This is a genomic window from Actinosynnema pretiosum, from assembly GCF_024171695.1.
GTDB classification, from domain to species: Bacteria; Actinomycetota; Actinomycetes; order Mycobacteriales; family Pseudonocardiaceae; genus Actinosynnema; species Actinosynnema pretiosum.
Genome location: NZ_JAMTCF010000026.1, coordinates 89,291 through 111,309, shown reverse-complemented (window position 1 = coordinate 111,309; position 22,019 = coordinate 89,291). Strand labels below are relative to the sequence as shown.

General features: G+C 74.6%; 24 protein-coding genes. 8 read left to right on the top strand and 16 right to left on the bottom strand.

The genetic code is table 11. The annotated features are described in order from the left end of the window. Both metK and LV78_RS36690 read left to right on the top strand, forming a co-directional pair. A partial coding sequence (gene metK, locus LV78_RS36695; RefSeq protein WP_253850722.1) for a methionine adenosyltransferase occupies window positions 1–1,181 on the top strand: 1,181 nt, incomplete at its 5' end. A gap of 74 nt (window positions 1,182–1,255) precedes the next feature. Continuing rightward, window positions 1,256–3,253 carry a primosomal protein N' gene (locus tag LV78_RS36690; RefSeq protein ID WP_253850721.1) on the top strand — a complete coding sequence of 666 codons (1,998 nt, stop codon included), beginning with the start codon at window positions 1,256–1,258 and terminating at the stop codon, window positions 3,251–3,253. A 7-nt stretch (window positions 3,254–3,260) separates the two neighbouring features. On the opposite strand, the gene LV78_RS36685 is transcribed toward LV78_RS36690, so the two are convergent. Further along, complete coding sequence (locus LV78_RS36685) at window positions 3,261–3,563, bottom strand: PLDc N-terminal domain-containing protein (protein WP_253850720.1); 303 nt, start codon at window positions 3,561–3,563, stop codon at window positions 3,261–3,263. Between the two features lie 216 nt (window positions 3,564–3,779). Between LV78_RS36685 and ggt the strand changes: the two genes are divergently transcribed. Next, window positions 3,780–5,579: a gamma-glutamyltransferase gene (ggt, locus tag LV78_RS36680; protein ID WP_372495029.1), complete on the top strand. Its 1,800-nt coding sequence runs from the start codon at window positions 3,780–3,782 to the stop codon at window positions 5,577–5,579. A gap of 64 nt (window positions 5,580–5,643) precedes the next feature. Here the strand turns inward: ggt and LV78_RS36675 are convergent, their stop codons facing one another. Genes LV78_RS36675 through LV78_RS36630 form a run of 10 tightly spaced genes read right to left on the bottom strand, consistent with a single transcriptional unit; the run spans window position 5,644 to window position 13,817 of the window. Next, window positions 5,644–6,846 carry a hypothetical protein gene (locus LV78_RS36675; RefSeq protein ID WP_253850719.1) on the bottom strand — a complete coding sequence of 401 codons (1,203 nt, stop codon included), beginning with the start codon at window positions 6,844–6,846 and terminating at the stop codon, window positions 5,644–5,646. Further along, on the bottom strand, window positions 6,846–7,286 hold the full coding sequence (locus tag LV78_RS36670; protein WP_253850717.1) for an RNA polymerase sigma factor: 441 nt from the start codon (window positions 7,284–7,286) through the stop codon (window positions 6,846–6,848). Before LV78_RS36670 ends, LV78_RS36675 begins: the two co-directional genes overlap by 1 nt. Continuing rightward, window positions 7,261–8,451 carry a hypothetical protein gene (locus tag LV78_RS36665; protein ID WP_253850715.1) on the bottom strand — a complete coding sequence of 397 codons (1,191 nt, stop codon included), beginning with the start codon at window positions 8,449–8,451 and terminating at the stop codon, window positions 7,261–7,263. Before LV78_RS36665 ends, LV78_RS36670 begins: the two co-directional genes overlap by 26 nt. Continuing rightward, complete coding sequence (locus LV78_RS36660) at window positions 8,451–8,891, bottom strand: RNA polymerase sigma factor (protein ID WP_253850713.1); 441 nt, start codon at window positions 8,889–8,891, stop codon at window positions 8,451–8,453. The genes LV78_RS36665 and LV78_RS36660 overlap by 1 nt, the downstream gene beginning before the upstream one ends. Beyond that, window positions 8,866–10,062: a hypothetical protein gene (locus tag LV78_RS36655; protein WP_253850711.1), complete on the bottom strand. Its 1,197-nt coding sequence runs from the start codon at window positions 10,060–10,062 to the stop codon at window positions 8,866–8,868. The genes LV78_RS36660 and LV78_RS36655 overlap by 26 nt, the downstream gene beginning before the upstream one ends. After that, on the bottom strand, window positions 10,062–10,499 hold the full coding sequence (locus LV78_RS36650; protein WP_253850709.1) for an RNA polymerase sigma factor: 438 nt from the start codon (window positions 10,497–10,499) through the stop codon (window positions 10,062–10,064). Before LV78_RS36650 ends, LV78_RS36655 begins: the two co-directional genes overlap by 1 nt. Then, window positions 10,474–11,643, bottom strand: a complete 1,170-nt coding sequence (locus LV78_RS36645; protein ID WP_253850708.1) for a hypothetical protein — start codon at window positions 11,641–11,643, stop codon at window positions 10,474–10,476. Before LV78_RS36645 ends, LV78_RS36650 begins: the two co-directional genes overlap by 26 nt. Continuing rightward, on the bottom strand, window positions 11,640–12,080 hold the full coding sequence (locus LV78_RS36640; protein WP_253850706.1) for an RNA polymerase sigma factor: 441 nt from the start codon (window positions 12,078–12,080) through the stop codon (window positions 11,640–11,642). The genes LV78_RS36645 and LV78_RS36640 overlap by 4 nt, the downstream gene beginning before the upstream one ends. Next, complete coding sequence (locus LV78_RS36635; protein WP_253850704.1) at window positions 12,058–13,245, bottom strand: hypothetical protein; 1,188 nt, start codon at window positions 13,243–13,245, stop codon at window positions 12,058–12,060. The genes LV78_RS36640 and LV78_RS36635 overlap by 23 nt, the downstream gene beginning before the upstream one ends. Then, the gene (locus LV78_RS36630) at window positions 13,242–13,817 is read right to left on the bottom strand and encodes an RNA polymerase sigma factor (RefSeq protein WP_253850702.1); all 576 of its coding nucleotides are present in this window, start codon (window positions 13,815–13,817) and stop codon (window positions 13,242–13,244) included. Before LV78_RS36630 ends, LV78_RS36635 begins: the two co-directional genes overlap by 4 nt. Before the next feature lie 178 nt (window positions 13,818–13,995). Between LV78_RS36630 and LV78_RS41320 the strand changes: the two genes are divergently transcribed. Beyond that, window positions 13,996–14,130 carry a hypothetical protein gene (locus tag LV78_RS41320; RefSeq protein WP_301308040.1) on the top strand — a complete coding sequence of 45 codons (135 nt, stop codon included), beginning with the start codon at window positions 13,996–13,998 and terminating at the stop codon, window positions 14,128–14,130. A 14-nt stretch (window positions 14,131–14,144) separates the two neighbouring features. Here LV78_RS41320 and LV78_RS36625 read toward each other — a convergent pair whose 3' ends face one another. The 5 genes from LV78_RS36625 to LV78_RS36605 all read right to left on the bottom strand — a co-directional run bounded on the left by LV78_RS36625 (window position 14,145) and on the right by LV78_RS36605 (window position 18,070). Then, the gene (locus LV78_RS36625) at window positions 14,145–14,864 is read right to left on the bottom strand and encodes an ESX secretion-associated protein EspG (protein WP_253850700.1); all 720 of its coding nucleotides are present in this window, start codon (window positions 14,862–14,864) and stop codon (window positions 14,145–14,147) included. Beyond that, the gene (locus LV78_RS36620; RefSeq protein WP_253850698.1) at window positions 14,864–16,261 is read right to left on the bottom strand and encodes a hypothetical protein; all 1,398 of its coding nucleotides are present in this window, start codon (window positions 16,259–16,261) and stop codon (window positions 14,864–14,866) included. Before LV78_RS36620 ends, LV78_RS36625 begins: the two co-directional genes overlap by 1 nt. Before the next feature lie 101 nt (window positions 16,262–16,362). Continuing rightward, the gene (locus tag LV78_RS36615; protein WP_253850695.1) at window positions 16,363–16,896 is read right to left on the bottom strand and encodes a DUF3558 family protein; all 534 of its coding nucleotides are present in this window, start codon (window positions 16,894–16,896) and stop codon (window positions 16,363–16,365) included. 173 nt (window positions 16,897–17,069) lie between these two features. Beyond that, window positions 17,070–17,624, bottom strand: a complete 555-nt coding sequence (locus LV78_RS36610; RefSeq protein ID WP_253850693.1) for a DUF3558 family protein — start codon at window positions 17,622–17,624, stop codon at window positions 17,070–17,072. Then, complete coding sequence (locus tag LV78_RS36605; protein ID WP_253850691.1) at window positions 17,621–18,070, bottom strand: hypothetical protein; 450 nt, start codon at window positions 18,068–18,070, stop codon at window positions 17,621–17,623. The genes LV78_RS36610 and LV78_RS36605 overlap by 4 nt, the downstream gene beginning before the upstream one ends. Window positions 18,071–18,330: 260 nt before the next feature. Between LV78_RS36605 and def the strand changes: the two genes are divergently transcribed. From def to LV78_RS36585, 4 genes are all read left to right on the top strand, one after another. Then, window positions 18,331–18,876 carry a peptide deformylase gene (gene def / locus LV78_RS36600; protein ID WP_253850689.1) on the top strand — a complete coding sequence of 182 codons (546 nt, stop codon included), beginning with the start codon at window positions 18,331–18,333 and terminating at the stop codon, window positions 18,874–18,876. A gap of 1 nt (window position 18,877) precedes the next feature. Beyond that, window positions 18,878–19,810: a methionyl-tRNA formyltransferase gene (fmt, locus tag LV78_RS36595; protein WP_253850687.1), complete on the top strand. Its 933-nt coding sequence runs from the start codon at window positions 18,878–18,880 to the stop codon at window positions 19,808–19,810. Continuing rightward, window positions 19,807–21,243, top strand: a complete 1,437-nt coding sequence (locus tag LV78_RS36590) for an RsmB/NOP family class I SAM-dependent RNA methyltransferase (RefSeq protein ID WP_253850685.1) — start codon at window positions 19,807–19,809, stop codon at window positions 21,241–21,243. The genes fmt and LV78_RS36590 overlap by 4 nt, the downstream gene beginning before the upstream one ends. Before the next feature lie 223 nt (window positions 21,244–21,466). After that, window positions 21,467–21,973 (top strand): flavoprotein, encoded by a 507-nt coding sequence (locus LV78_RS36585; RefSeq protein WP_253850683.1) that lies wholly within the window; start codon window positions 21,467–21,469, stop codon window positions 21,971–21,973. Window positions 21,974–22,019 lie beyond the last annotated feature (46 nt).

Genomic DNA, 22,019 nt, shown 5'->3' with positions numbered 1-22,019 from the left:
TGTTCACCAGTGAGTCGGTGACCGAGGGCCATCCGGACAAGATCTGCGACGCGATCAGCGACTCGATCCTGGACGCGCTGCTGGCCAAGGACCCCACGTCGCGGGTGGCGGTGGAGACGCTGGTGACGACCGGTCAGGTGCACGTGGCCGGTGAGGTGACGACCGAGGCGTACGTGGACATCCCGTCGATCGTGCGGGAGAAGATCCTGGAGATCGGGTACGACTCGTCGGCGAAGGGGTTCGACGGTCACTCGTGCGGGGTGAACGTGGCGATCGGGGCGCAGTCGCCGGACATCGCGCAGGGTGTGGACACCGCGTACGAGCAGCGCACCGGTGACGCGGGTGACGACATCGACCAGCAGGGCGCGGGCGACCAGGGGTTGATGTTCGGCTACGCGTGCACCGACACGCCGGAGCTGATGCCGCTGCCGATCGCGCTGGCGCACCGGCTCTCGCGCAGGTTGACGGCGGTGCGCAAGGACGGGTCGGTGCCGTACCTGCGTCCGGACGGCAAGACCCAGGTGACCATCGAGTACGCCGGTGACCAGCCGGTGCGCCTGGACACTGTGGTGGTGTCGACGCAGCACGCGGATGGCATCGACCTGGAGCAGCTGCTCGGGGTGGACGTGCGCGAGTGCGTGGTGGCGCCGGAGATCGAGGGCCTGGGGCTGGACACCTCGGACGTGCGCCTGCTGGTGAACCCGACCGGTCGGTTCGTGCTGGGCGGTCCGATGGGTGACGCGGGCCTGACCGGTCGCAAGATCATCGTGGACACGTACGGCGGCATGGCGCGGCACGGTGGTGGCGCGTTCTCGGGCAAGGACCCGTCGAAGGTCGACCGCTCGGCGGCGTACGCGATGCGCTGGGTGGCCAAGAACGCCGTCGCGGCGGGCCTGGCGACCCGCATCGAGGTCCAGGTGGCCTACGCGATCGGCAAGGCCGCCCCCGTGGGTCTGTTCGTGGAGACGTTCGGGACCGAGACCGTGGACCCGACCAAGATCCAGCAGGCGATCACCGAGGTGTTCGACCTGCGCCCGGCCGCGATCATCCGCGACCTGAACCTGCTGCGCCCGATCTACGCCCCCACGGCCGCCTACGGCCACTTCGGGCGCACGGACGTGGACCTGCCCTGGGAGAACACCTCCCGCGCCGACGCCCTGCGCGCGGCGGCGGGCGCCTGATCGATCGCTGAAGGACCACCCGGAGGGGGACCGGCGGTCCGGGACTGTCGGACCCCTCTGGTAGAGATTCGGGCATGGCACAGGGCAGGGCGGCGAGCAGGCGGGGCGAACGCGTCCCCGCCGCCGCCATGCCCGTGGCCAGGGTCGTCGTGGACGTGCCGCTGCCGCACCTGGACCGGCCGTTCGACTACCAGGTGCCCACCGACCTGGACGAGGTCGCCGTGCCCGGCGTCCGGGTGCGGGTCCGCTTCGCCGGTCAGCTGGTCGACGGCTACCTGCTGGAGCGCGCCGAGTCGACCGAGTACGGCCGGAGGCTCGCCTTCCTGGAGAAGGTGGTGTCCCCGGAGCCCGTGCTGGCCCCTGAGGTGGTCGAACTGGCTCGCGCGGTCGCCGACCGGTACGCGGGCACCCTGATCGACGTGCTGCGCACGGCCGTCCCACCGCGCCACGCCCGCGCCGAGGCCGCCGCGCCGCCACCCCCGTCCCCCGCGCCCGAGCGGCCCGCCGACACCGGCTGGGGCCGCTACCGGCACGGCGAGAACTTCCTGGACGCGCTGGCCGCCGGTCGCGCGCCGCGCGCGGTGTGGCAGGCGCTGCCCGCCGAGGACTGGCCCGCCCGGCTCGCCGAGGCCGCCGCGACCGTGGCGTCCGGCGGCCGGGGCGTGCTGATCGTCGTGCCCGACCACCGGGACCTGGCCCGGCTGCACGAGGCGTGCGCGAAGCTGGTCGACCCGGCCGCCGTGACCGTGCTGGCCGCCGAGCTGGGGCCGCAGGAGCGGTACAAGCGCTGGCTGGCGGTGCGGCGCGGCTCGGTGCGGATCGCGCTGGGCGCGCGCGGCGCGGCCCTGGCCCCGGTCAACGACCTCGGGCTGGTCGTGGTGTGGGACGACGGCGACGACCTGCACGCCGAGCCGAGGATGCCTTACCCGAACGTGCGCGACGTGCTCGTGCAGCGCTCCCACCTGGGCGGGGCCGCGTTCCTGGTGGGCGGGTTCGCCCGCACCGCCGAGGCGCAGCTGCTGGTGGACAGCGGCTGGGCGCACGAGGTCGTGGCCGACCGGGACGAGCTGCGGGCCGCCGCGCCGCGCGTGGTCGCGGTCGGCGACGGCGACTGGCAGGAGGCCAAGGACCCGGCGGCCCGCTCGGCGCGGCTGCCGTCCATCGCGTTCGAGGCGGCCCGCGCCGCGCTGTCGGCGGGCGCGCCGGTGCTGATCCAGGTGCCGCGCCGGGGGTACGTGCCCGCGCTGGCCTGCGGGCAGTGCCGCGCCGCCGCCCGGTGCAGGCGCTGCGCCGGTCCGCTGGCGCTGCCCGGCGGCGGTGGCGACGGCGCGCCCAAGCCCGCCTACTGCCGGTGGTGCGGGGCGACCGAGGCGGCGTTCCGCTGCCCGTCGTGCGGGTCGCGCAGGCTGCGCGGCCAGGTCATCGGGGCCAGGCGCACCGCCGAGGAGCTGGGGCGGGCGTTCAGCGGGGTCGTGGTGCGCACCTCCGGCGGCGACGACGTGCTGGCGAAGGTGCCCGGCGGGCCCGCGCTGGTGGTGGCCACGCCCGGCGCGGAACCGGTCGCCGACGGCGGTTACGGGGCCGCGCTGCTGCTCGACGGCTGGGCGCTGCTCGGCCGGGCCGACCTGCGGGCCGCCGAGGAGGCGGTGCGCCGCTGGATGGGGGCCGCCGCGCTGGTGCGCCGGGGCGACCGGGGCGGCCGGATCGTGGTGGTCGCCGAGTCCTCGCTGGCCCCCGTGCAGGCGCTGGTGCGCTGGGACCCGGTGTGGCACGCCGGGCAGGAGCTGGCCGCCCGCGCCGAGCTGGGCTTCCCGCCCGCCGTGCGGATGGCCACGCTCGACGCGACCCCGGAGGCGCTCGCCGTCGTGCTGGAGGAGCTGCGGCTGCCCGAGCGCGGCGAGGTGCTGGGGCCGGTGCCGCTCGGCGAGGAGCGCGAGCGGGCCCTGGTGCGGGTGCCCAGGGGCGACGGGCGGGCGCTGTCGGCGTCCCTGTCGGACGTGCTGTCGATCCGCAGCGCCCGCAAGGAGACCGAACCTGTTCGCGTGAAGGTCGACCCGCTCGAAGTGCTGTGAGCGCCGCTCAGCGGTAGCCGTGCTCCCGGCGCCGGTCGGCGGCCTCGCGGCGGGCGAAGCCCCGGCCGATCGCGAACCACAGCAGGCAGCCGAGGAACGGCAGGCAGAGCACGATCGCGATCCACACCAGCTTCAGCAGGAACCCCTGCGGCGAGCCGAGGATGCTGACCAGGGCGGCGAGGAAGAAGACGACCAGGGCGGCCAGGACCACGAGCATCCCGCTGCCGAGCGCGATGCCCCAGATCTGGAAGTCCGGGTCCTGCTGGGCCTGCTGGGCGATCGTGGTGGCGGTCTGCGCGGTGGTGGACAACTCGATCCCTCTTCCCGTCTCTCGTGGGCTGCGCCGGGGCTCGTTCCCCGGCACCACCGATGCTGCCGCCGGGGCCCGTCATCCCGCGTCATCACCGGAGCCGGTCCGGCACTAGTGCTAAAGCACTACCCGCGACCGCCTCCCACCGCGCGGGCCACCCGAACGGTCGCCGTTCGGGGCGTACCCGCGCGGCCCCGCGTGCGGTACAAGGAGCAGATGATCCGGTCAGCCGTGGTCCTGCTCACCGCCGCCGCGCTCGTCGCGCCGATGGCGCCCGCGCACGCCGACCCGCTCCAGGCGGAGCGCTCCCGGCCGAGACCCGCCCCGAGGCAACCCGAGGCGGTCGGCCACGGGGGAGCGGTGTCCAGCGTCGACCCGGACGCCTCCCAGATCGGGGTCGACGTGCTCGCCAGGGGCGGCAACGCGGTGGACGCCGCCGTCGCGACGGCCGCCGCGCTCGGCGTCACCGACCCGTTCTCGGCGGGCATCGGCGGCGGCGGGTTCCTCGTGGTCTACGACGCCCGCACCCGGACGGTGTCGAGCGTCGACGGCCGGGAGACCGCGCCCGCCTCGGCCGGTCCCGACCTGTTCGTGGAGAACGGGGCGCCGGTCCCGTTCGCCGAGGCCGTCACCAGCGGCCGGTCCGTCGGCACGCCCGGCACGCCGCTCACCTGGGAGCGGGCCCTGCAGCGCTGGGGCAGCCGCTCGCTCGACCGGCTCCTGGAACCGGCCGAGGCGCTGGCCAGGCGCGGGTTCACCGTGGACGCCACCTTCACCCAGCAGGTGGCGGGCAACGCGGCCAGGTTCGCCGACTTCACCTCCACCCGCGAGCTGTTCCTGCCAGGAGGCGCGCCACCCGCCGTGGGCAGCACGTTCCGCAACCCGGAGCTGGCCGACACCTACCGCGAGCTGCGCAGGCGCGGCGTGGGCGCGTTCTACCGGGGCGGCGTCGGCCGGGACGTGGTGGACGCGGTCCGCACGCCCCCGGTCGTGCCCGGCTCGACCAGGAACGTGCGGCCGGGCGACCTGACCGCGCGCGACCTGGCGACCTACGACGCGCCGCGCCGCGACACCGTCCACACCTCCTACCGGGGCCTGGAGGTGCACAGCATGGCGCCGCCGTCGTCCGGGGGGACGACCGTGGGCGAGGCGCTGAACATCCTGGAGACCGGCCGGTTGTCCGGCGCGAGCCCGGTCCTGGTGGGGCACCGGGTGCTGGAGGCGTCCCGGCTGGCGTTCGCCGACCGGAACCGGTGGGTGGGCGACCCGGCGTTCGTGGACGTGCCGGTGTCCGGGCTGCTGTCCGAGCGGTTCGCGGCGAGCCGGGCCTGCCTGATCGACGACGCGAAGGCGATGACCGGGGCCGTCGCGCCCGGCGACCCGAGGAACCCGGTGGCGTGCGCCTCGGGCGGGACGGCCGCGCCGACGCCGTACGAGGGCGAGCACACCACGCACCTGACCACCGCCGACCGGTGGGGCAACGTCGTCTCGTACACCCTGACCATCGAGCAGGAGGGCGGCTCGGGCATCGTCGTGCCGGGGCGCGGGTTCCTGCTCAACAACGAGCTGACCGACTTCTCCTTCACGCCCACCGTGCCGGGCGTGTTCGACCCGAACCTGCCCGGCCCCGGCAAGCGCCCGCGCTCCTCGATGAGCCCGACCATCGTGCTCGACCACGGCAAGCCGGTGCTCGCGCTCGGCTCGCCGGGCGGGGCGTCGATCATCACCACCGTGCTGCACGTCCTGGTGCAGCGGCTCGACCGCGGGGTGCCGCTGGTGGCGGCCATCGCGTCCCCGCGCGCCTCGCAGCGCAACTCCGCCACCACCCAGGCCGAGGCCGCGTTCCTGGCCGCGCCGGAGGCCGCCGGGCTCACCGCGCTCGGCCACCGGTTCACCCCCACCGCCGAGATCGGCGCGGTGACGGCCGTCGAGCGGCTGCCCGACGGCCGCTGGCGGGCCGCCGCCGAGACCAGCAGGCGCGGCGGCGGCGCGGCCCGCGTGGTGCACCCGCGCTAGGCGCCGTCACCCCCGACGCGCGGACGGGGCCGCCCGACCCCCTGGTGCGGGCGGCCCCGCTCGCTCACCCCTCCTGGACCGCCGGGCCCCGGTACCGCTCCCGGCCGTCCGCGTCGAACACCCCGGCCTCGAAGACCTGCCCGCCGGGCTGCACCTCCAGGTCGGGGAACCGGGCGATGAACACCCCGTCCTGGACGCTCACCTCGCCGACCGCCCCGCTCGCGGACTCGGTCAGCTCCAGCCGGGACACGCCCTCCTCCACCCGGCCGGCCAGGTACACCGTCCGCGAGTGGTCGTTCCGGGACACGCCCAGCACCGCGAACCCGCGCTCGGGCCTGACCAGGCCGGACGCCCCGGCCGGATCGGGGACGCCGTCCCAGGTCGGGCAGTGGACGGTCGCGCCCGAGCCGTCGCGCAGGACGCGGAACTGGTCCCGCTCGTGCGCCACCCGCGCGACGACCCGCCAGTCCGCCGGGTCGCGCACCACCGCCAGGTCGCCCTCCAGCGCGTGCTGGAGGCACCGGGCGGTCGTGGACCCGTCGTCCGCAGGGGACAGCTCGCGGGTCGTGGACGCCGGGCCCTGCCCGACGATCGACTCGCGGTTCACCGGGCCGCCGTCGACCGCCAGGTCCAGGAACCCCAGGTCGCTCAGGCCGCCAACCGGGTTCCGCCTGCCAGGGAGCGGGACGAAGAACAGCCCGTCGCGGGTCACCGGCTCCACGGTGACCCCCAGGTCCTTGCGCCACAGGCTCACCAGCCGCACCGAGGTGATCTCCGACAGCCCCGCCGGGAGGCTGCCGACGTACACCTGCTCGCCCCGCAGCAGCCCGCGCAGGCCCCGCTGGAACCGGAGGGCGCCCCCGTCCCGCGCGGTCCTGGTGACCGAGGTGAGGGTGATCTCGCAGAGGACGTCCCCCACCACGATCCTGGAGGCCGGGGTGATCGCGGTGAACTCGGCGCTCGGCAGCTCGCACTCCGCCAGGTCGCGGGCGGACGGCTGCTCGAACCCGACCTTCGCGGGCGTCCCGCGCACGTCGTCGCGCACCGTGCTCGGGGTCGGCGGCGGCGTGGCAGGGCTGTCGTCCCGCGCGAACCTGCTGACCACCACCCCACCCGCGACCAGCGCGAGCACGGCGGCGGCGGCGACCAGCGGCGCGGCCCGGCGCACCGCGCCACCCCGCGCCGCGCCCCCGCCCAGCGCCCGCTCGCGGAGCCGGTCGCGCACCTCGGGCGGCATGGCCCTGCGCGGTGGCAGTCGGTCGGTCATCACTCCTCCTCCGCTCGGCCCAGCCGCGCGCGTGCGCGGTCGATGGCGGATCTGACGTCGTTCTCGGTGGTGCCCAGCGCGCCCGCCGCCTGAACCGGGGTCAGCTCGCCGAGCAGGCACAGCTCGGCGGCCTCCCGGTCGGCTCGCGGCAGGTCGGCGAGCGCGGCCAGCACGCGGAGCACGGCCCGGTCGCCGTCGTGCGGCGGCGCGGGGCGGGTGAGCCGGGTGGTGACGGCGAGCAGCAGGGGGAGCGCGTGCTCCCCGAGCAGCGCGGCCTCGGCGCTCCTGCCCCTGACCGCATGGAACGCTCGCGCGGTCAGGTCTTCGGCCAGCTCCCACGAGCCGGTGAGGCGGTAGGCGTGGTTCCAGACGTCCTCGGCGTGCCGCTCGAACAGCTCGGCCAGGGCGTTCCGGTCAGTTCGTCGTCGCAGGACCCTCATGGAGCACCTCCTTTCCAGTGAGCACTCGTACTCGGTAGCCGGTGAAGTCGGGTCGTTCCTGGGCGAGCTGGTCGGTGAACCTCGCCGCGACCCAGCCGTTGTCGAGCGCGACCTCCGCCGCAGGACGGCCGCTTGCGTCGGTCAGCTCCACGGTCGTGGCCCGCTCGTCCACCACACCGGTCAGGAACCAGGTGGTCCGCTCGACCTCGGAGTGCCCGCCCACCAGCGCGAACGGGAACCGCCGGAAGCCCCCGACCTCCCGGCGCGCGCTCGTCCTGGTCGACCAGTCCCAGGTGGGGCACTCCAGCAGCTCGCCCGCGCCGTCGCGCAGGACCACCACGTGGTCACCGTCCTGCGCCGAGGTGGACACGAGCCACTGCCACGGCGCCGGGTTCGCGGATCCGATCACACCGTCCAACCACGCCCGGTAGGCGCAGCGCGCCACCAGCTGGTCGGGTTCGGCGCGCCGCGCCTCGGGGAACAGGTCGGTGCGCAGCGGGGTGCTGAACAGCCCGCCGGGGATCGACGTGCCCGCCGCCCGCCCGCCGTCGAAGGCCAGGTCGACGTCCGGCCGGTGGTTCAGCGGGACGAAGAACAGGCCGTCGCGGGAGACGGCGCCCAGGTCGGGGGAGCCGCCCCGCAGGGAGGCGCGCACCGACTCGGCGCCCTCGGGCAGCTCGCCGACCAGCACGCCCGCGCTGGACACCCAGCGCAGCCGCACGCCGTCCCCCACCGCCACCGGCTGGTCGGTGGGCGCGGGCCGGTGCGCGCCGGTGGCGGTCAGCTCGCAGAAGTCGTCCCCGTCCACGACCAGCCGCGCGGACGGCGCGCCCGGCGCCCCCACCGGTTCCGGCCGGACGACGACGACGTGGTCGGCGCCCGCGCCGCAGCGCTCCCGGTCGTCGGCGGTCGGGGTGGCGATCTCCGCGCGCTGCGTCCGCGACCACGCGGGTGTGGTCGACGTGGTGGTCACCGGCGGTTGCTCGGCGGGGCCGTCGTCCTTCGTGGCCTGGGACAGCGCCACGCCGCCCAGGGCGAGCGCGGCGGCGGCAGCGGCGGCGGCCAGCGGGACGCGGTAGCGGTCCCGGCCCAGCACCCGGCGGCGGAGCCGGTCGCGCACCTCCGGGGGCATCGGCCGGCGCGGCGGCAGTCGGTGGTCGGTCATCACTCCTCCTCCGCTTGCCCCAGCCGCGCGCGGGCGCGGTCCACGGCGGACCTGACGTGGTCCTCGGTCGTTCCGAGCGCTTGAGCCGCTCGGGGTGGTGCGAGTTCGCCGAGCAGGCACAGCTCGGCGGCCTCCCGGTCCGATCGCGGCAGCGTGGCCAGGGCGGTGAGCACGTGGAGCACGGCCGGGTCGCCGTCGTGCGACGGTGCGGGGCGGGGGAGGCGGGCGGTGAGGGCGAGCAGCCAGGGGAGTGCTTGATCGCCCAGCAGGGCGGCTTCGGCGGTTCGGCGTCCGGCGGCCTGGAAAGCCTGTGCGGTCAGCTCTTCGGCCTGTTCCCACGAGCCGGTGAGGCGGTAGGCGTGGTTCCAGACGTCCTCGGCGTGCCGCTCGAACAGCTCGGCCAGGGCGTTCCGGTCAGCCCGTCGTCGCAGGACCCTCATGGAGCACCTCCTGCCCGGCGAGCACCCGCACCCGGTAGCCGGTGAAGTCGGGTTGTTCTTGGGCGAGCTGGTCGGTGAACTTCGCTGCGAACCAGCCGTTCTCCAGCGCGACCTCCGCCGCAGGACGGCCGCTTGCGTCGGTCAGCTCCACGGTCGTCGCCCGCTCGTCCACCACGCCGGTCAGGAACCAGGTGGTCGACCCGAGCGCGGCGTGCCCGCCCAGCCGCGTGAACGGGGCCCGGCTCGTCGACCCGCCCTCGGGGCGGAGGCGGGACTCGGTCTCCCAGCCCCAGGTGGGGCACTCCAGGACCGCGCCCGCGCCGTCGCGCAGGACCACCACGTGGTCGCCGTCCTGCGCGGTGGTGGCCACGAGCGGTTGCCACCGGGCCGAATCGGGGTCCTCGGCCGCGCCGTCCAGCCACGCCCGGTAGGCGCAGCGCGCCACGACCTGGTCGGCCTCGGCGCGCTTCGGCGAGAGGAACACCGGGGTGAGCGCCGGGCGCGCGAACAGCTCCGGCGGCACCTGGGCGCTTGTCGCCGGGCCGCCGTCGAAGGACAGCGCGACCTGCGTCCAGTGCGCCAGCTGGACGAAGAACAAACCGTTGTGCGACACGGCTTTCAGCTCGCCCGGCTCACCCGCCGCGAGCAGGGCCGGGTTGGTGGCCGAGGTGACCTCGCGGGCGCCGTCGGGCAGCTCGCCGACCAGCACGCCCGTCTCGGACACCCAGCGCAGCCGCAGGCCGTTCTCCACCCGCACCGGCTGGTCGGTCGGGGCCGAGCGGTGGACGCCGGTCGGGGCCAGCTCGCAGAAGGAGTCCGCCGCCACGACCAGCCGCGCGGGCGGCAGGGCGACGACGTACTCGGCCTCGGCGGGGCCGCAGGCGTCCAGCTCGTAGGCGGTCGGGGGGGAGACCGGTGAGCGCGGTGCGCTCGTGGGCGTGGTCGCCGTGGACGAGGTGGTGTCCACCTGCGGTGGTGGTTCGGCCGGGCCCTCGTCACGGGCGACCTGGGTGAGCGCGGCGCTGCCGAGGACGAGCGCGGCGACGGCCGCTGCGGCTGCCGGGGCGGCTGTCGGGGCGCGGTGGCGGGTGGTGGGCAGGACCCGGCGGCGCAGTCGTTCGAGCACCTCGGGCGGCATCGGCCTGCGCGGGGGCAGCCCGTGGTCGGTCATCACTCCTCCTCCGCTTGCCCCAGCCGCGCGCGGGCGCGGTCGACGGCGGACCTGACGTCGGTCTCGGTCGTGGTGAGGGCCGCAGCCGCTCGGGCCGGGGGCAGTCCGCCGAGCAGGCACAGCTCGGCGGCCTCGCGGTCGGCTCGCGGCAGGTCGGCGAGCGCGGTCAGCGTGCTGAGCACGGCGGGGTCGCCCTCCTCCGCCGTCGGGCGGGGGAGGCGGGTGGTGAGGGCGAGCAGCCAGGGGAGCGCTTGGTCGCCGAGGAGCGCGGCTTCGGCGGTTCGGCGTCCGGCGGCCTGGAACGCTTGTGCCGTCAGGTCTTCGGCCAGTTCCCACGAGCCGGTGAGGCGGTAGGCGTGGTTCCAGACGTCCTCGGCGTGCCGGTCGAACAGCTCGGCCAGCACCGCCCGGTCAACCCGTCGTCGCAGGACCCTCATGGAGCACCTCCTGGCCGGCGAGCACCCGCACCCGGTAGCCGGTGAAGTCGGGCTGTTCCTGGGGGACCTGGTCGGTGAACCTCGCCGCGAACCAGCCGTTCTCCAGCGCGACCTCCGCCGCCGGACGGCCTTGGGCGTCGGTCAGCTCCACGGCGGTGGCCCGCTCGTCCACCACGCCGGTCAGGAACCAGGTGGTCGAGCCGATCGTGGAGTGCCTGCCCAGCGCGGTGAACGCGCCCTGCCGCGCGGACCCGTCCGCCCGGCGGAAGCGGGACTCGGTCGTCCACTCCCAGGTGGGGCACTCCAGGACCGCGCCCGCGCCGTCGCGCAGGACCACGAGGTGGTCGTCCTGCGCGGTGGTGGCCACGAGCGGTTGCCAGCGCGCCAGGTCCGCCGTGCCTGCCGCGCCGTCCAGCCACGCCCGGTAGGCGCAGCGCGCCGCGACCTGGTCCGGCTCGGCGCGCCTCGACGCGGGGAACACCTCGGTGTGCGCGGGGCGCGCGAACAGCTCCGGCGGGACCTGCGCGGTCATGGCCGGGCCGCCGTCGAAGGACAGCTCCACCAGGGTCCAGTGGTTCAGCGGGACGAAGAACAAACCGTTGTGGGACAAGGCTTCCAGCTGTGCTGGCTCACCGGCGGCGCGCAGGGCCGGGTTCGTGGCCGAGGTGACCTCGTGGGCGCCCGCAGGCAGCTCGCCGACCAGGACCCCCGTCTCGGACACCCAGCGCAGCCGCACGCCGTTCCCGGCGGGAACGGGCAGGTCGGCCGGGGTCGAGCGGTGGACGCCGGTCGGGGCCAGCTCGCAGAAGGCCCCCTCCTCCACGACCAGCCGCGCGGAGGGCAGGGCGACCACGTACTCGGCCGACGCGGACCCGCACTTGTCCAGCTCGTAGGCGGTCGGGGTGGAGACCGGCGAGTGCTGGGTGGTCGTCGACGTGGTCGACGTGGTGCTCACCTCCGGTGGTCGTTCGGCCGGGCTCTCGTCGCGGGCTTCCTGGGTGAGCGCGACACCGCCGAGGGCCAGCGCGGCGACGACGGCCGCGGCGGCCACCGGGGCGCGGTGGTTGGTGGGGAGGACCCGGCGGCGCAGCCGTTCGAGCACCTCGGGCGGCATGGGCCTGCGCGGGGGCAGCCGGTCGGTCATCGCTCCTCCTCCGCTTGCCTCAGCCGCGCGCGGGCGCGGTCCGCGACGGACCTGACGTGGTCCTCGGTCGTTCCGAGCGCTTGAGCCGCCTGGACCGGGGGCAGCTCGCCGAGCAGGCACAGCTCGGCGGCCTCCCGGTCGGGGAGGGCGAGCCCGGCCAGCGCGGCCAGCACGCGGAGCACGGCCCGGTCGCCGTCGTGCGGTGGCGCGGGACGGGTGAGCCGGGTGGTGAGGGCGAGCAGCCAGGGCAGGGTCTGGTCGCCGAGGAGCGCGGCTTCGGCGGTTCGGCGTCCGGCGGCCTGGAACGCTTGCGCCGTCAGGTCTTCGGCCAGCTCCCACGAGCCGGTGAGGCGGTAGGCGTGGTTCCAGACGTCCTCGGCGTGCCGGTCGAACAGCTCCGCCAAGCGGTTCCGGTCAGTTCGTCGTCGCGAGCCCATCGCGCAGCACCTCCTCCCCGGCGAACACCCGCACCCGGTAGTCGGGCCACGCCGCCCCCTCGGGCTGGTCGGTGAACCTCGCGGCGAACCAGCCGTTCTCCAGCACGACCTCCGCCGCCGGACGGCCCTGGGCGTCGGTCAGCTCCACGGCGGTCACCCGCTCGTCCACGACGCCCGCCAGGTAGCGGGTCGACGAGCCCGCTCTCGCGTCGGAGCTGAGCACCGCGAAGTCCCGCTCGCCCAACGGTTTCGCGGTGGTGTGCGGTCGTGACTGCCAGTCCCAGGCGGGACAGGCCAGGAACGAGCCCGAGCCGTCGCCCAGCACCAGCACGTGCTCCCCGGCGCCGGGCTCGGTGGCCACGACCGGCCGCCAGCGCGCCGGGTCGGTGATCCGGCCGGTCAGCCAGGCCTGGTCGGCGCAGCGCCCGGCCACCTCGTCCAGCCCCGAGCCACCGGGAAGCGGCTCGGTGCGCCGCAGGCCGCCGATCTCGTCGTCGGTCAACGTCGCGGTCGTCGTCCGGTTGCCGCCGAAGGTCAGCGAGAGGGTCCGCTGGTCCTCCGTCCTGACCAGGAACACCCCGTCCCCGGTGCTGGTGGACATCAGCGCGGTCGACGGGCCCGACCGCTCCGAGGACGCGCCGCCGACCGTGACCAGGAGGCCGTCGGGGGCGGACGCCACGCCGACGAGCAGCCCCTCGCGGAAGTGCAGCACCCTGGCGCCGCTGGTGAACACGCTGATCCGCCGGTCCTCGGTGCGGTAGACGCCGGTCCCGGACAGCTCGCACAGCCCGTCGCCCACGACCAGCCGGGAGTGCGGAAGGACCACGACCTGCCGCGCCGAGGTGAGCCCGCAGCGGAGCAGGTCCTCGGAGGTCGGGGACTCGATCCGCGCGTGCGGTTCGTCCGATGTGGACGGTGCCGTGGTGGTCGGGGGCGCGTCGGTGACGGTCGGCCGCACGGCCGGGCTCTCGTCCCGCGCGACCTGGCTGAACGCGACGCCGCCCAGGGCGAGCGCGGCGGCGGTGGCGGCGGCGGTCAGCGGGACCGTGCGCGCGTTCCGGCCCAGCGCGTTCCGGCCCGGCGCGCTCCTGCCCAGGACCCGGCGGCGCAGCCGTTCGCGCACCTCCGGCGGCATCGGGCGGCGCGGGGGCAGTTCGGCGGTCATCGGATCTCCTCCGCCCCGGCGCGCAGGCGGGCGCGGGCGCGGCTGATCCGGGAGCGCACGCTCACCTCGGCCACGCCGAGCAGCTCGGCGGCCTCGGCCGTGCTCAGCTCGCCCAGCAGGCACAGCTCGACGGCTTCCCGCTCGGCCTTGGGCATGGTCTCCAGCAGCGCCAGCACCCGCTTGAGGGAGCGCTCGCCGTCCACGGCGGACGCGACGTGCTCGGCGTGGTCCGGGACCACGCCGGGGGTGGGCACGCGCAGCAGCGCGCGGCGGAAGCGGCCGACGCGGCGGAACTCGGTGCGCGCCAGGTTGCCCGCGACGCTGTACAGCCACGGCAGGGCGCTGTCGCGCACCAGCGTCACCTCGGCGCGCTTGCGCCAGGCGGTGAGGAAGACCGAGGAGGTCAGGTCCTCCGCGAGCGCCCAGGAGGCGGTGAGCCGGTAGGCGTGGTTCCACACGGCTTCGGCGTGCCGCTCGAACAGCGCGGAGAACGCGGCCCGGTCACCCCGCTCCCACAGCTCGGCGTCCGATTCCAACGGCGGCGCCCCCTGTCTGCTTCCAGCAGCCATCATGGGAACAGGTAGCCGAAGAGGATCATGGTGTTGCAGTGGTGTGGGTCGCACACCCCTAGGGGGCGGGGTACGACTCCGGTAGCACCCGGTTCGCAACCGGGAGGGGACGCGCGCTGAGACCGGCGCGGGGGAGCGTGGGAACGGTCAACCCGCAGACCCCGCTCCAGGAGGAGGCGCCATGAGCACCGCGACCACCCACCGCCGGACCCGAACGCCCGCGGCCTCGGACCTGCCCGCGCCGGTGCGCTTCCTGGCGCACTTCCTCGCCGCGCTGGCGAGCGTGGTGCTGCTGGGCGAGGTGGGGGACGACTGAGCCCCCCACCCCTCCTACCCGGTCGCGGGCCTGCTGAGCCGCTGCACCAGTGCCCGGTTGTCACCGGGGGCGACGGACATCCAGTCGGTCCCGGTGGCCAGGTAGCGCCCGGCCGGGGTGTCGATCCAGGTCACCGGGGGCGGCGCGCCCTCGGCCTCGACCGTGACGTGCCCGGTGCCCAGGAACGGTCCGGCGAGCATCGCCTGGAGCTGCCGCACGTCCTCGGACCCGTTGCCCGCCCCGACCCGCTGCAACCCGCCGGTCGGCCGCGCGGGCGCGTCGAGCGCGGCGGCGGGCACCGTGACGGGCCTGCCGGGACCGGGCCGCCGGTCGGGCAGCGCGGAGACCGCGGCGGCGACCGGCGAGCGGTCGCGCAGCAGGTCCAGCCGCAGGGCGTCCTCGGTCTGCGTCAGCAGCACGGCGAAGCCCCCGTTGACCGAGGCGGCGGCCCGCAGCAACCCGCCCTTGGCGAGGTCGGGCGCCCCCATGAGCACGACCCGCCAGCGCGGCGCGGCGACGAGCCGGAGCGCGTCCTCCAGCTCGGGCTCCGGCCGCCCGCGCCGCACCAGGCCGGTGCGTTCGAGGTCGGCGAGGACGGCGGACACCAGCCGGGCGCGCTCGTCGAGCGTGGCGCCCTGCGGGGCGAGGTCGAACGGGTAGGGCAGCGGCCCGAGCCCCATCCGCTCCCAGAGCACCTCGAAGGCGGCGGGCGCGAGGGTGGCGATGGTGGACATCAGCCGCCGATCGTGGGAGGGGCGACCATGCGACCGTCGTCGAAGTAGTCGTCGGTGGGGACGAGGTACTTGGACTTGTGCTCCAGGTCCTCCCCGTCACCGCTCCCGCCGCGCCCACCGGCGCCCATGCCCCCGGCCCCTGCGGCGCTCGCGGTGCCACGCGCGCCTGCGGAACCCCCGGCCCCCGCCGCGCCGCGCCCGGCGGCGCCGACGCCGGAGGCGCTTCCGTTCCCGAGCGCGCCGGTGGACCCTCCGGCCCCCGTGCCGCTCGCGCCACCGCTCCCGAAGCCGCCACCGGCCCCGAAGCCGCCGCCGCTCACACCACCGGCCCCGCCGAACCCGCGTCCGCCGGCACCTCCGAAGCCGCCAACGCCCACACCGCCTGCGGCGCCACCACCTGCGCCACCACGCCCGAAGCCCCCGGCCCCAAGCCCTCGGGCGCCACCAACCCCGTTGGCCCCGTTGGCTGCGTTGGCCCCACCGAACGAGCCACGCCCGCCACCACCCGAACCGGGCACCGCACCGGGCCGAACAACGCCACTACCGCCCGCACCCCGTCCGGTGCTGCCGCCACCCGAACCCCCGACCCCGAGACCGGGGAACCCGCCGATGGGCGCACCGTTGCCCGCCCCACCCCCGGAGAAGGCCCCGCCACCCGCGCCCTGAGGCAGGGTCGGCGCCGGGGAAACCGGCGTCCCGCCGGGCGAAGCCGCCCAGGACGCCTGCGTGGTGCCACCCCCGTTGCCGCTGGGGGTGTACCCGGCGGAAACGGGCGTCCCGTTGGGCGTGTAGCCGCTGTACGACTGGTCGTTCCCGGTGTGACCGCCGACGTTGTGGTTGCTGGACGTCGTGCGCTGGTGGGTCGCGATGTCCGGGGTGCTGGAAACGCCCTGGTCCTCGGTCACCGAGGGGATCAACGAGAAAGCCGGGATCGCCTTGGCCGCAGCCTCCAGGGAGTTGTCGCGCTCCCGCATGACCTGGACGGCCTTCTGCTTGGCCTCCTCGGACTTCTCCTTGGCGGCCGGGAGGGCGGCGAGGGTCAGCGCGACCGTGAAGACGTTCCCGGTTCCCGCAGCCTGCTTGAGCATCTTCTCGGGCTCGTAGGGCGAGGGTTCCGGCATGTCGTTCTTCGCGTGGCTCGCGGAGCCGACCTGGCTGTCCAGCGCCTTGCTGGTCGCGGTGAACTGCTCACCGGCTTCCTTGCTGAACTCGCCGACCTTGCCGAGGGCGTTGCGCGCCGCGTTCCCCGCCTCACCGGTCCACCCCTGCTCGGAGCCGGTGACCAGGACCTTGAAGTCGTCGGCGATGTCCTGGAAGGCGCTGCCCAGGTCCTTCCACATGGCGCTGACCTCGGACGACCGGGAAGCGTCGAAGTCCTCGTTCACCACTTTTCGCATGTCCTGGTGCTGCCAGCCGGGGTAGTTGGCTGTTTGTGCCGGTGTTATCGGTTTCGCGTCGGCCATTTTTCATCCCCCCTGGGATGGAGCGTTCGGGTGGTTCAGGGCAGTCTGGAGGCGATCGACTCGGCAAGTTTGATCGCGCGGTTGCAGGAATCGGTCACATCACCCTTGTCCGTGTTGTTGGTGGTGATGTCGATCGTCGCCTTGCTGGTCACCTCGATGAACACGGTGCACCGGGTGAGGCTCGTGGGCGTGATGGATTTGATCCCGCTGTACTCGCCGATCGTGATGCGCTCGATTTCCCTGCCCGAGAAGTTGAGCTCGCTGGTGCCGGTGTTCGCCTGGATGCCGACCGTGAAACCGCCGCCGTCGACCCTGTTCGACCACGAGCAGATCGGGTCGCCCGCCTGGACCTCTTCTTCCTCGTTCGTCAGGTTGTTCTCCCTGATGTCCTCAGCGGAGAGCAGGGGGCAGGCCTTCAACCCGGCGAGGGGACTGCTGCTCGTCGTTGTGGCACCTGTGCTGGCGGTCGTGGTGCCGGTATGGGCGCTCTCCGCTGCTTTCGGCGTTCCGCTCACCGTGCAGGCGGTGAGCGCGAGCGCGCCGATGGCCAGTGCGATCGTGGCGGTCACCAATCGTGGGGTGCTCACTGCGTTCCGGTCCTGTTCATCGCGTTGACGCTCGTTTCGTCGCAGCCTTCTGCATGTCTTGGTGCTGTCGGTCGGGGAAGCTGGTTGTTAGTGCTGGTGTTATCGGTTTCGCTTCGGCCATTTTCATCCCCCCTGGGATGGAGCTTTCGGGTGGTTCAGGGCAGTCTGGAGGCGATCGACTCGGCAAGCCTCGTCGCCCGGTCGCAGACCACGGTCGTGTCGTCGTCCACGTCCGGGTTGTTGGTTGTTATGTCGATCGTCGAGGTGTCGCTCACCTCGACGAAGATGGTGCACCTGGTCAGGCTCGTCGGGGTGATCGACCTGATTCCGCTGTACTTCCCGATGGAAATGCGCTCGGTCTGCCTGCCGGAGAAGTTGAGATCACCGGTGCCCGTCCTTGCCTGCACCCCGATGGTGAGCCCCTGGTTCTTGCCTTTCAGACTCCACGAGCAGATCGAATCGCCTGCTTGGACCTTGGCTTTCTCGTTGATCAGGTCGTACTCGGCGATATCGGTCGCTGAGAGCAGTGAGCAGGCTTCAACCCCTGACAGCGAACTCGAACTCTCCGCTGACGTGCTCGTGCTTTCGTTCGTGCTCACCAGGCCGGAGCTGTTCGCCGTTTTCGGCGTTCCGCTCACCGTGCAGGCGGTGAGCGCGAGCGCGCCGATGGCCAGCGCGATCAGGGCCGCTGCCTGCTGTCGAGTCCTCACCGGGACAGGGTCCTGTTCATGGCGTTGGCGGTTCCTTCGTCAATCGCCCGGTACGACGCGCGGCTCCTCTCCAGCTGCTCGATCAGCTCGGTGATCGCCTTGTTGAACTTCGGCAGGCTGTCGACCGCTTGCAGTCCGACCTGCTGGTTGAGCGCGCTGATCTCATCCGCGTAACCGCCACCCAGTGGCATCTTGTAGACCAAGCGGTCGGAACGCCGGTCCAGCTTGTCCAGGCTGTCCTGCATGTCCTTGAGCCGTGTGATCATCTTGTTGACCGCGTCCGGGTCGAGCGCCAACTCCTTGGCCTCGTTGGCCCTGCTCACCGCCGTGAGCGCGGCCTGGAAGCCGCTCAGCCCCAGGCTCAGCGCGCCCGCCGTCGCCCCTGCGGCAGAGGCCACCGGACCGACCGCCGTGCCGCCGCCACCCGCCGTCTCGTCGAGGTACACCGTTCTCCCTCCCCTGAAAGGAACCCCTGGCGGTCGGGATGGTAGCTATCGGGATGGGTACCAACGGCCTAATCGTCAATCGCTCTATCGGGTGAGTCCAGGGTCACTTCCGGGCGTGACAACTCGTGCTCGCGGCGCTACCGGAAATGGTGATCTCCACCGTTCAGGCGCCCGCGCCCCGGCAACCCCCAACCGCCGATGCCCCACCCCCGCCCCCCTGCTCCTAGACTGACCCCCCGCCCCTTCACGAGGAGTAGTGCGTGACCGTCCAACCCATCCGCCTGTTCGGCGACCCTGTCCTGCGGACCCCCGCCGCAGAGGTGACCGAGTTCGACGTCGAGTTGCGCAAGCTCGTCAAAGACCTCTGGGACACCATGAGCGACGCGGGCGGCGCCGGGTTGGCGGCTCCTCAGCTCGGCGTTGGGCTCCGCGTGTTCACCTACCACTGCGACGGGTTCGCCGGGCACATGGTCAACCCGACCTTCGACGTCGTCGGCGACGAGACGCAGGACGGGCCCGAGGGATGCCTGTCCATCCCCGGCATGTCCTGGGACTGCGTGCGGCACCGACAGGTCGTCGCGCGCGGCTGGAACATGCACGGCGACCCCATCGAGGTCGAGGGCACCGACCTGCTCGCCCGGTGCATCCAGCACGAGACCGACCACCTCGACGGCGTCGTCTTCGTCGACCGCCTCGACGAGGAGACCCGCAAGCGGGCCATGCGGGAGATCCGCCAGGAGTCCTGGTTCGGCGGCAACGTCCCGGTCATCAAGCAGAGCCCGCACCCCCTGTTCGGAGGCAACTGACGTGCGCCTGGTGTTCGCGGGCACCCCGGAACCCGCCCTGCCCTCGCTGCGCGCCTTCCTGGATTCCGACCGGCACGAGGTCGTCGCCGTCGTGACCCGGCCGGACGCCCCCACGGGACGCGGGCGCAAGGTCGAGCGCTCGCCCGTCGCGGCGCTGGCCGACGAGCGCGGCGTCGAGGTGCTCACCCCGGCCAAGGCCGGTGACCCCGACTTCCTCGCCCGGCTCACCGAGCTGGCCCCCGACCTGTGCCCGGTGGTCGCCTACGGCGCCCTCCTGCCCACCAAGGCCCTCGCCATCCCCACCCACGGCTGGGTGAACCTGCACTTCTCCCTGCTGCCCGCCTGGCGCGGCGCGGCCCCGGTGCAGGCCTCGGTGCGGCACGGCGACGACATCACCGGCGCCTCCACCTTCCGCATCGTGAAGGAGCTCGACGCGGGCCCGGTGTTCGGCGTCGTCACCGAGCGCGTCGGCGACCGCGACACCTCCGGCGACCTGCTGGGCCGCCTCGCCGAGTCCGGCGCGCGCCTGCTGCTGTCGACCGTCGACGGCATCGAGGACGGCACGCTGCGCGCCGTCGAGCAGTCCCCCGAGGGCGTCTCCCACGCGCCCAAGATCAGCGTGGAGGACGCCCGCCTGGACTTCACCACCCCCGCCACCGCGCTCGACCGGCTGGCCCGCGCGGTCACCCCCGAGCCGGGCGCGTGGGCCGAGTTCCGGGGTGAGCGGCTCAAGCTGGGGCCCGTCGCCCCGGTGGAGGACCCGGTGGAGCCGCTGGCCCCCGGACAGATCAAGGTCGAGCGCAAGCGCGTCCTCGTCGGCACCGCCACGCACCCCGTGCGGCTGGGCGAGGTGCAGGCGCAGGGCAAGAAGCGGATGGCCGCAACGGACTGGGCGCGCGGCGTCCGCATCGAGCCTGGAGAGCGCATCTCATGAGCGGCAACACCTCCTCCCCCCGGTCGTCCCGGCCCTCCCGGCCGCGCCGCCCGCACCCGCCCAAGCGCAACCCCGGCCCCGAGCGCCCGCCGCAGGAGGACCCGGCCCGCCGGGCCGCGCTGGACACGCTGCGCGCGGTCACCAAGCGCGACGCCTACGCCAACCTGGTGCTGCCCGGCCTGCTCCGCGAGCGCCGCATCACCGGCCGCGACGCCGCCCTGGCCACCGAGCTGGCCTACGGCACCGCCCGCGCCCAGGGCCTGCTCGACGCCGTCCTCGCCACCTGCTCGGACCGCCCGCTCGCCGAGATCGACGACGCCGTGCTGGACGCCCTGCGCCTGGGCGCCTACCAGCTGCTGCGCACCCGCGTGCCCGCGCACGCCGCCGTCGCCTCCACGGTCGACCTGGTGCGCGCCGACCGGGGCTCGGGCGCCGCGGGCTTCGCGAACGCCGTGCTGCGCCGGGTGACCGGCCAGGACGAGGCGGGCTGGATCGACGAGGTCGCCCCGGACGAGGAGAGCGACCCGATCGGCTACCTGGCCATGTCCACCGCGCACCCGCGCTGGGTCGCGCAGGCCTTCGCCGAGGCGCTGGGCAGCCGGGGCGAGCCGCTGCGCGCCGCGCTGGCCGCCGACGACACCCGCCCGATCGTGCACCTGATCGCCCGACCGGGCGAGATCAGCGCGGACGAGCTGGCCGCCATCACCGGCGGCGACCTCGCCCCGTACTCGCCGTACGGCGTGCACCTGCCCGACGGCGGCGACCCGGCCGACCTGGACGTGGTGCGCGAGCGCCTGGCCGCCGTGCAGGACGAGGGCAGCCAGCTGTGCGCGCTCGCCCTCACCAAGGCCCCGCTGGAGGGGACGGACGAGCGCTGGCTCGACCTGTGCGCCGGTCCCGGCGGCAAGGCCGCGCTGCTCGGCGCGCTGGCCGCGCTGTCGGACGCGACCCTGGACGCGGTCGAGAAGACCCCGCACCGCGCCGAGCTGATCCGCAAGGCCACCATCGGCCTTCCGGTGGACGTGCGCGTCGCGGACGGCCGCGACCCCGGCCTGGACGGCGGCTACGACCGCGTCCTGGTCGACGCCCCCTGCACGGGCCTCGGCGCGCTGCGCCGCCGTCCCGAGGCCAGGTGGCGCCGCCAGCCGTCCGACGTGGCGGGCCTGGCGAAGCTCCAGCGCGAGCTGCTCACCTCCGCGCTGGAGCTGGTGCGGCCCGGTGGCGTGGTGGCCTACGTGGTGTGCTCGCCGCACCTGGCCGAGACGGTCGGCGTGGTCGCCGAGGTGGCCCGCAAGACCGGGGCCGAGCGGCTCGACACCAGGGAGTTCTTCCCCGGCGTGCCAAACCTCGGCGACGGCCCGCAGGTCCAGCTGTGGCCGCACGAGCACGGCACCGACGCGATGTTCTGCGCGATCCTGCGCCGCCCGGCCTGACGTCGGGCCGGACGAACGGCAGAGCAGAGCGGGACGGGACCGCAGGGCGGGACGAACGGCTGAAGCGGGAGCGGGCGCGTCGGGTGGGAGCACCCGGCGCGCCCGGACCGCCGCCCGGACCGCCCGCCGGTCGTGGGCGAACCGCCCCACGAGCGCGGGGACGAACGCCGGGCGCGGCCCCGTGGCCACGAGCGCGCGGCAAGAGCGAGGGGAGCGGTCGCGGGTGCGGACCGGACCGGTGGTGCTGGGCCTGGTCGCCTCGGCCGGGGGCGGGGTCGAGCGGGCGCTGGTCGAGCGGGTCGCCGCGCCCCTCGCCGCCAGGGGGTTCCGGCTCGCCGTCACGCTCACCCCCACCGCCGCCCGCTGGTTCGAGCATGCGGGCGCCCTCCCCGCCCTCCAGGCGCTCACCGACCTGCCGGTGCGCTGGACCTCCCGGCTGCCCGCCGAACCCCGCCCGCACCCCGTCCCGGACGCGTTCCTGTTCGCCCCGGCCACCGCGAACTCGCTCGCCAAGCTCGCGCTCGGCATCGCCGACAACCAGGCCCTCACCGCACTGGGCGAAGCGCTCGGCCGGGGAGTCCCGCTGGTCGTGCTGCCGCAGGCCAACGACGACCAGCGCGCCCACCCCGCGTTCCCGCTCCACCTGGCCGCGTTGCGCTCCGCCGGAGTCCACCTCGCCGCCGAATATGACGACGCAGTGGCCGAAATCGTGTCCCGCACCGCCGATTGACAGCCGATCGGAAACCGATGCAGGCTTGATCGTGTCGAAATTGTGC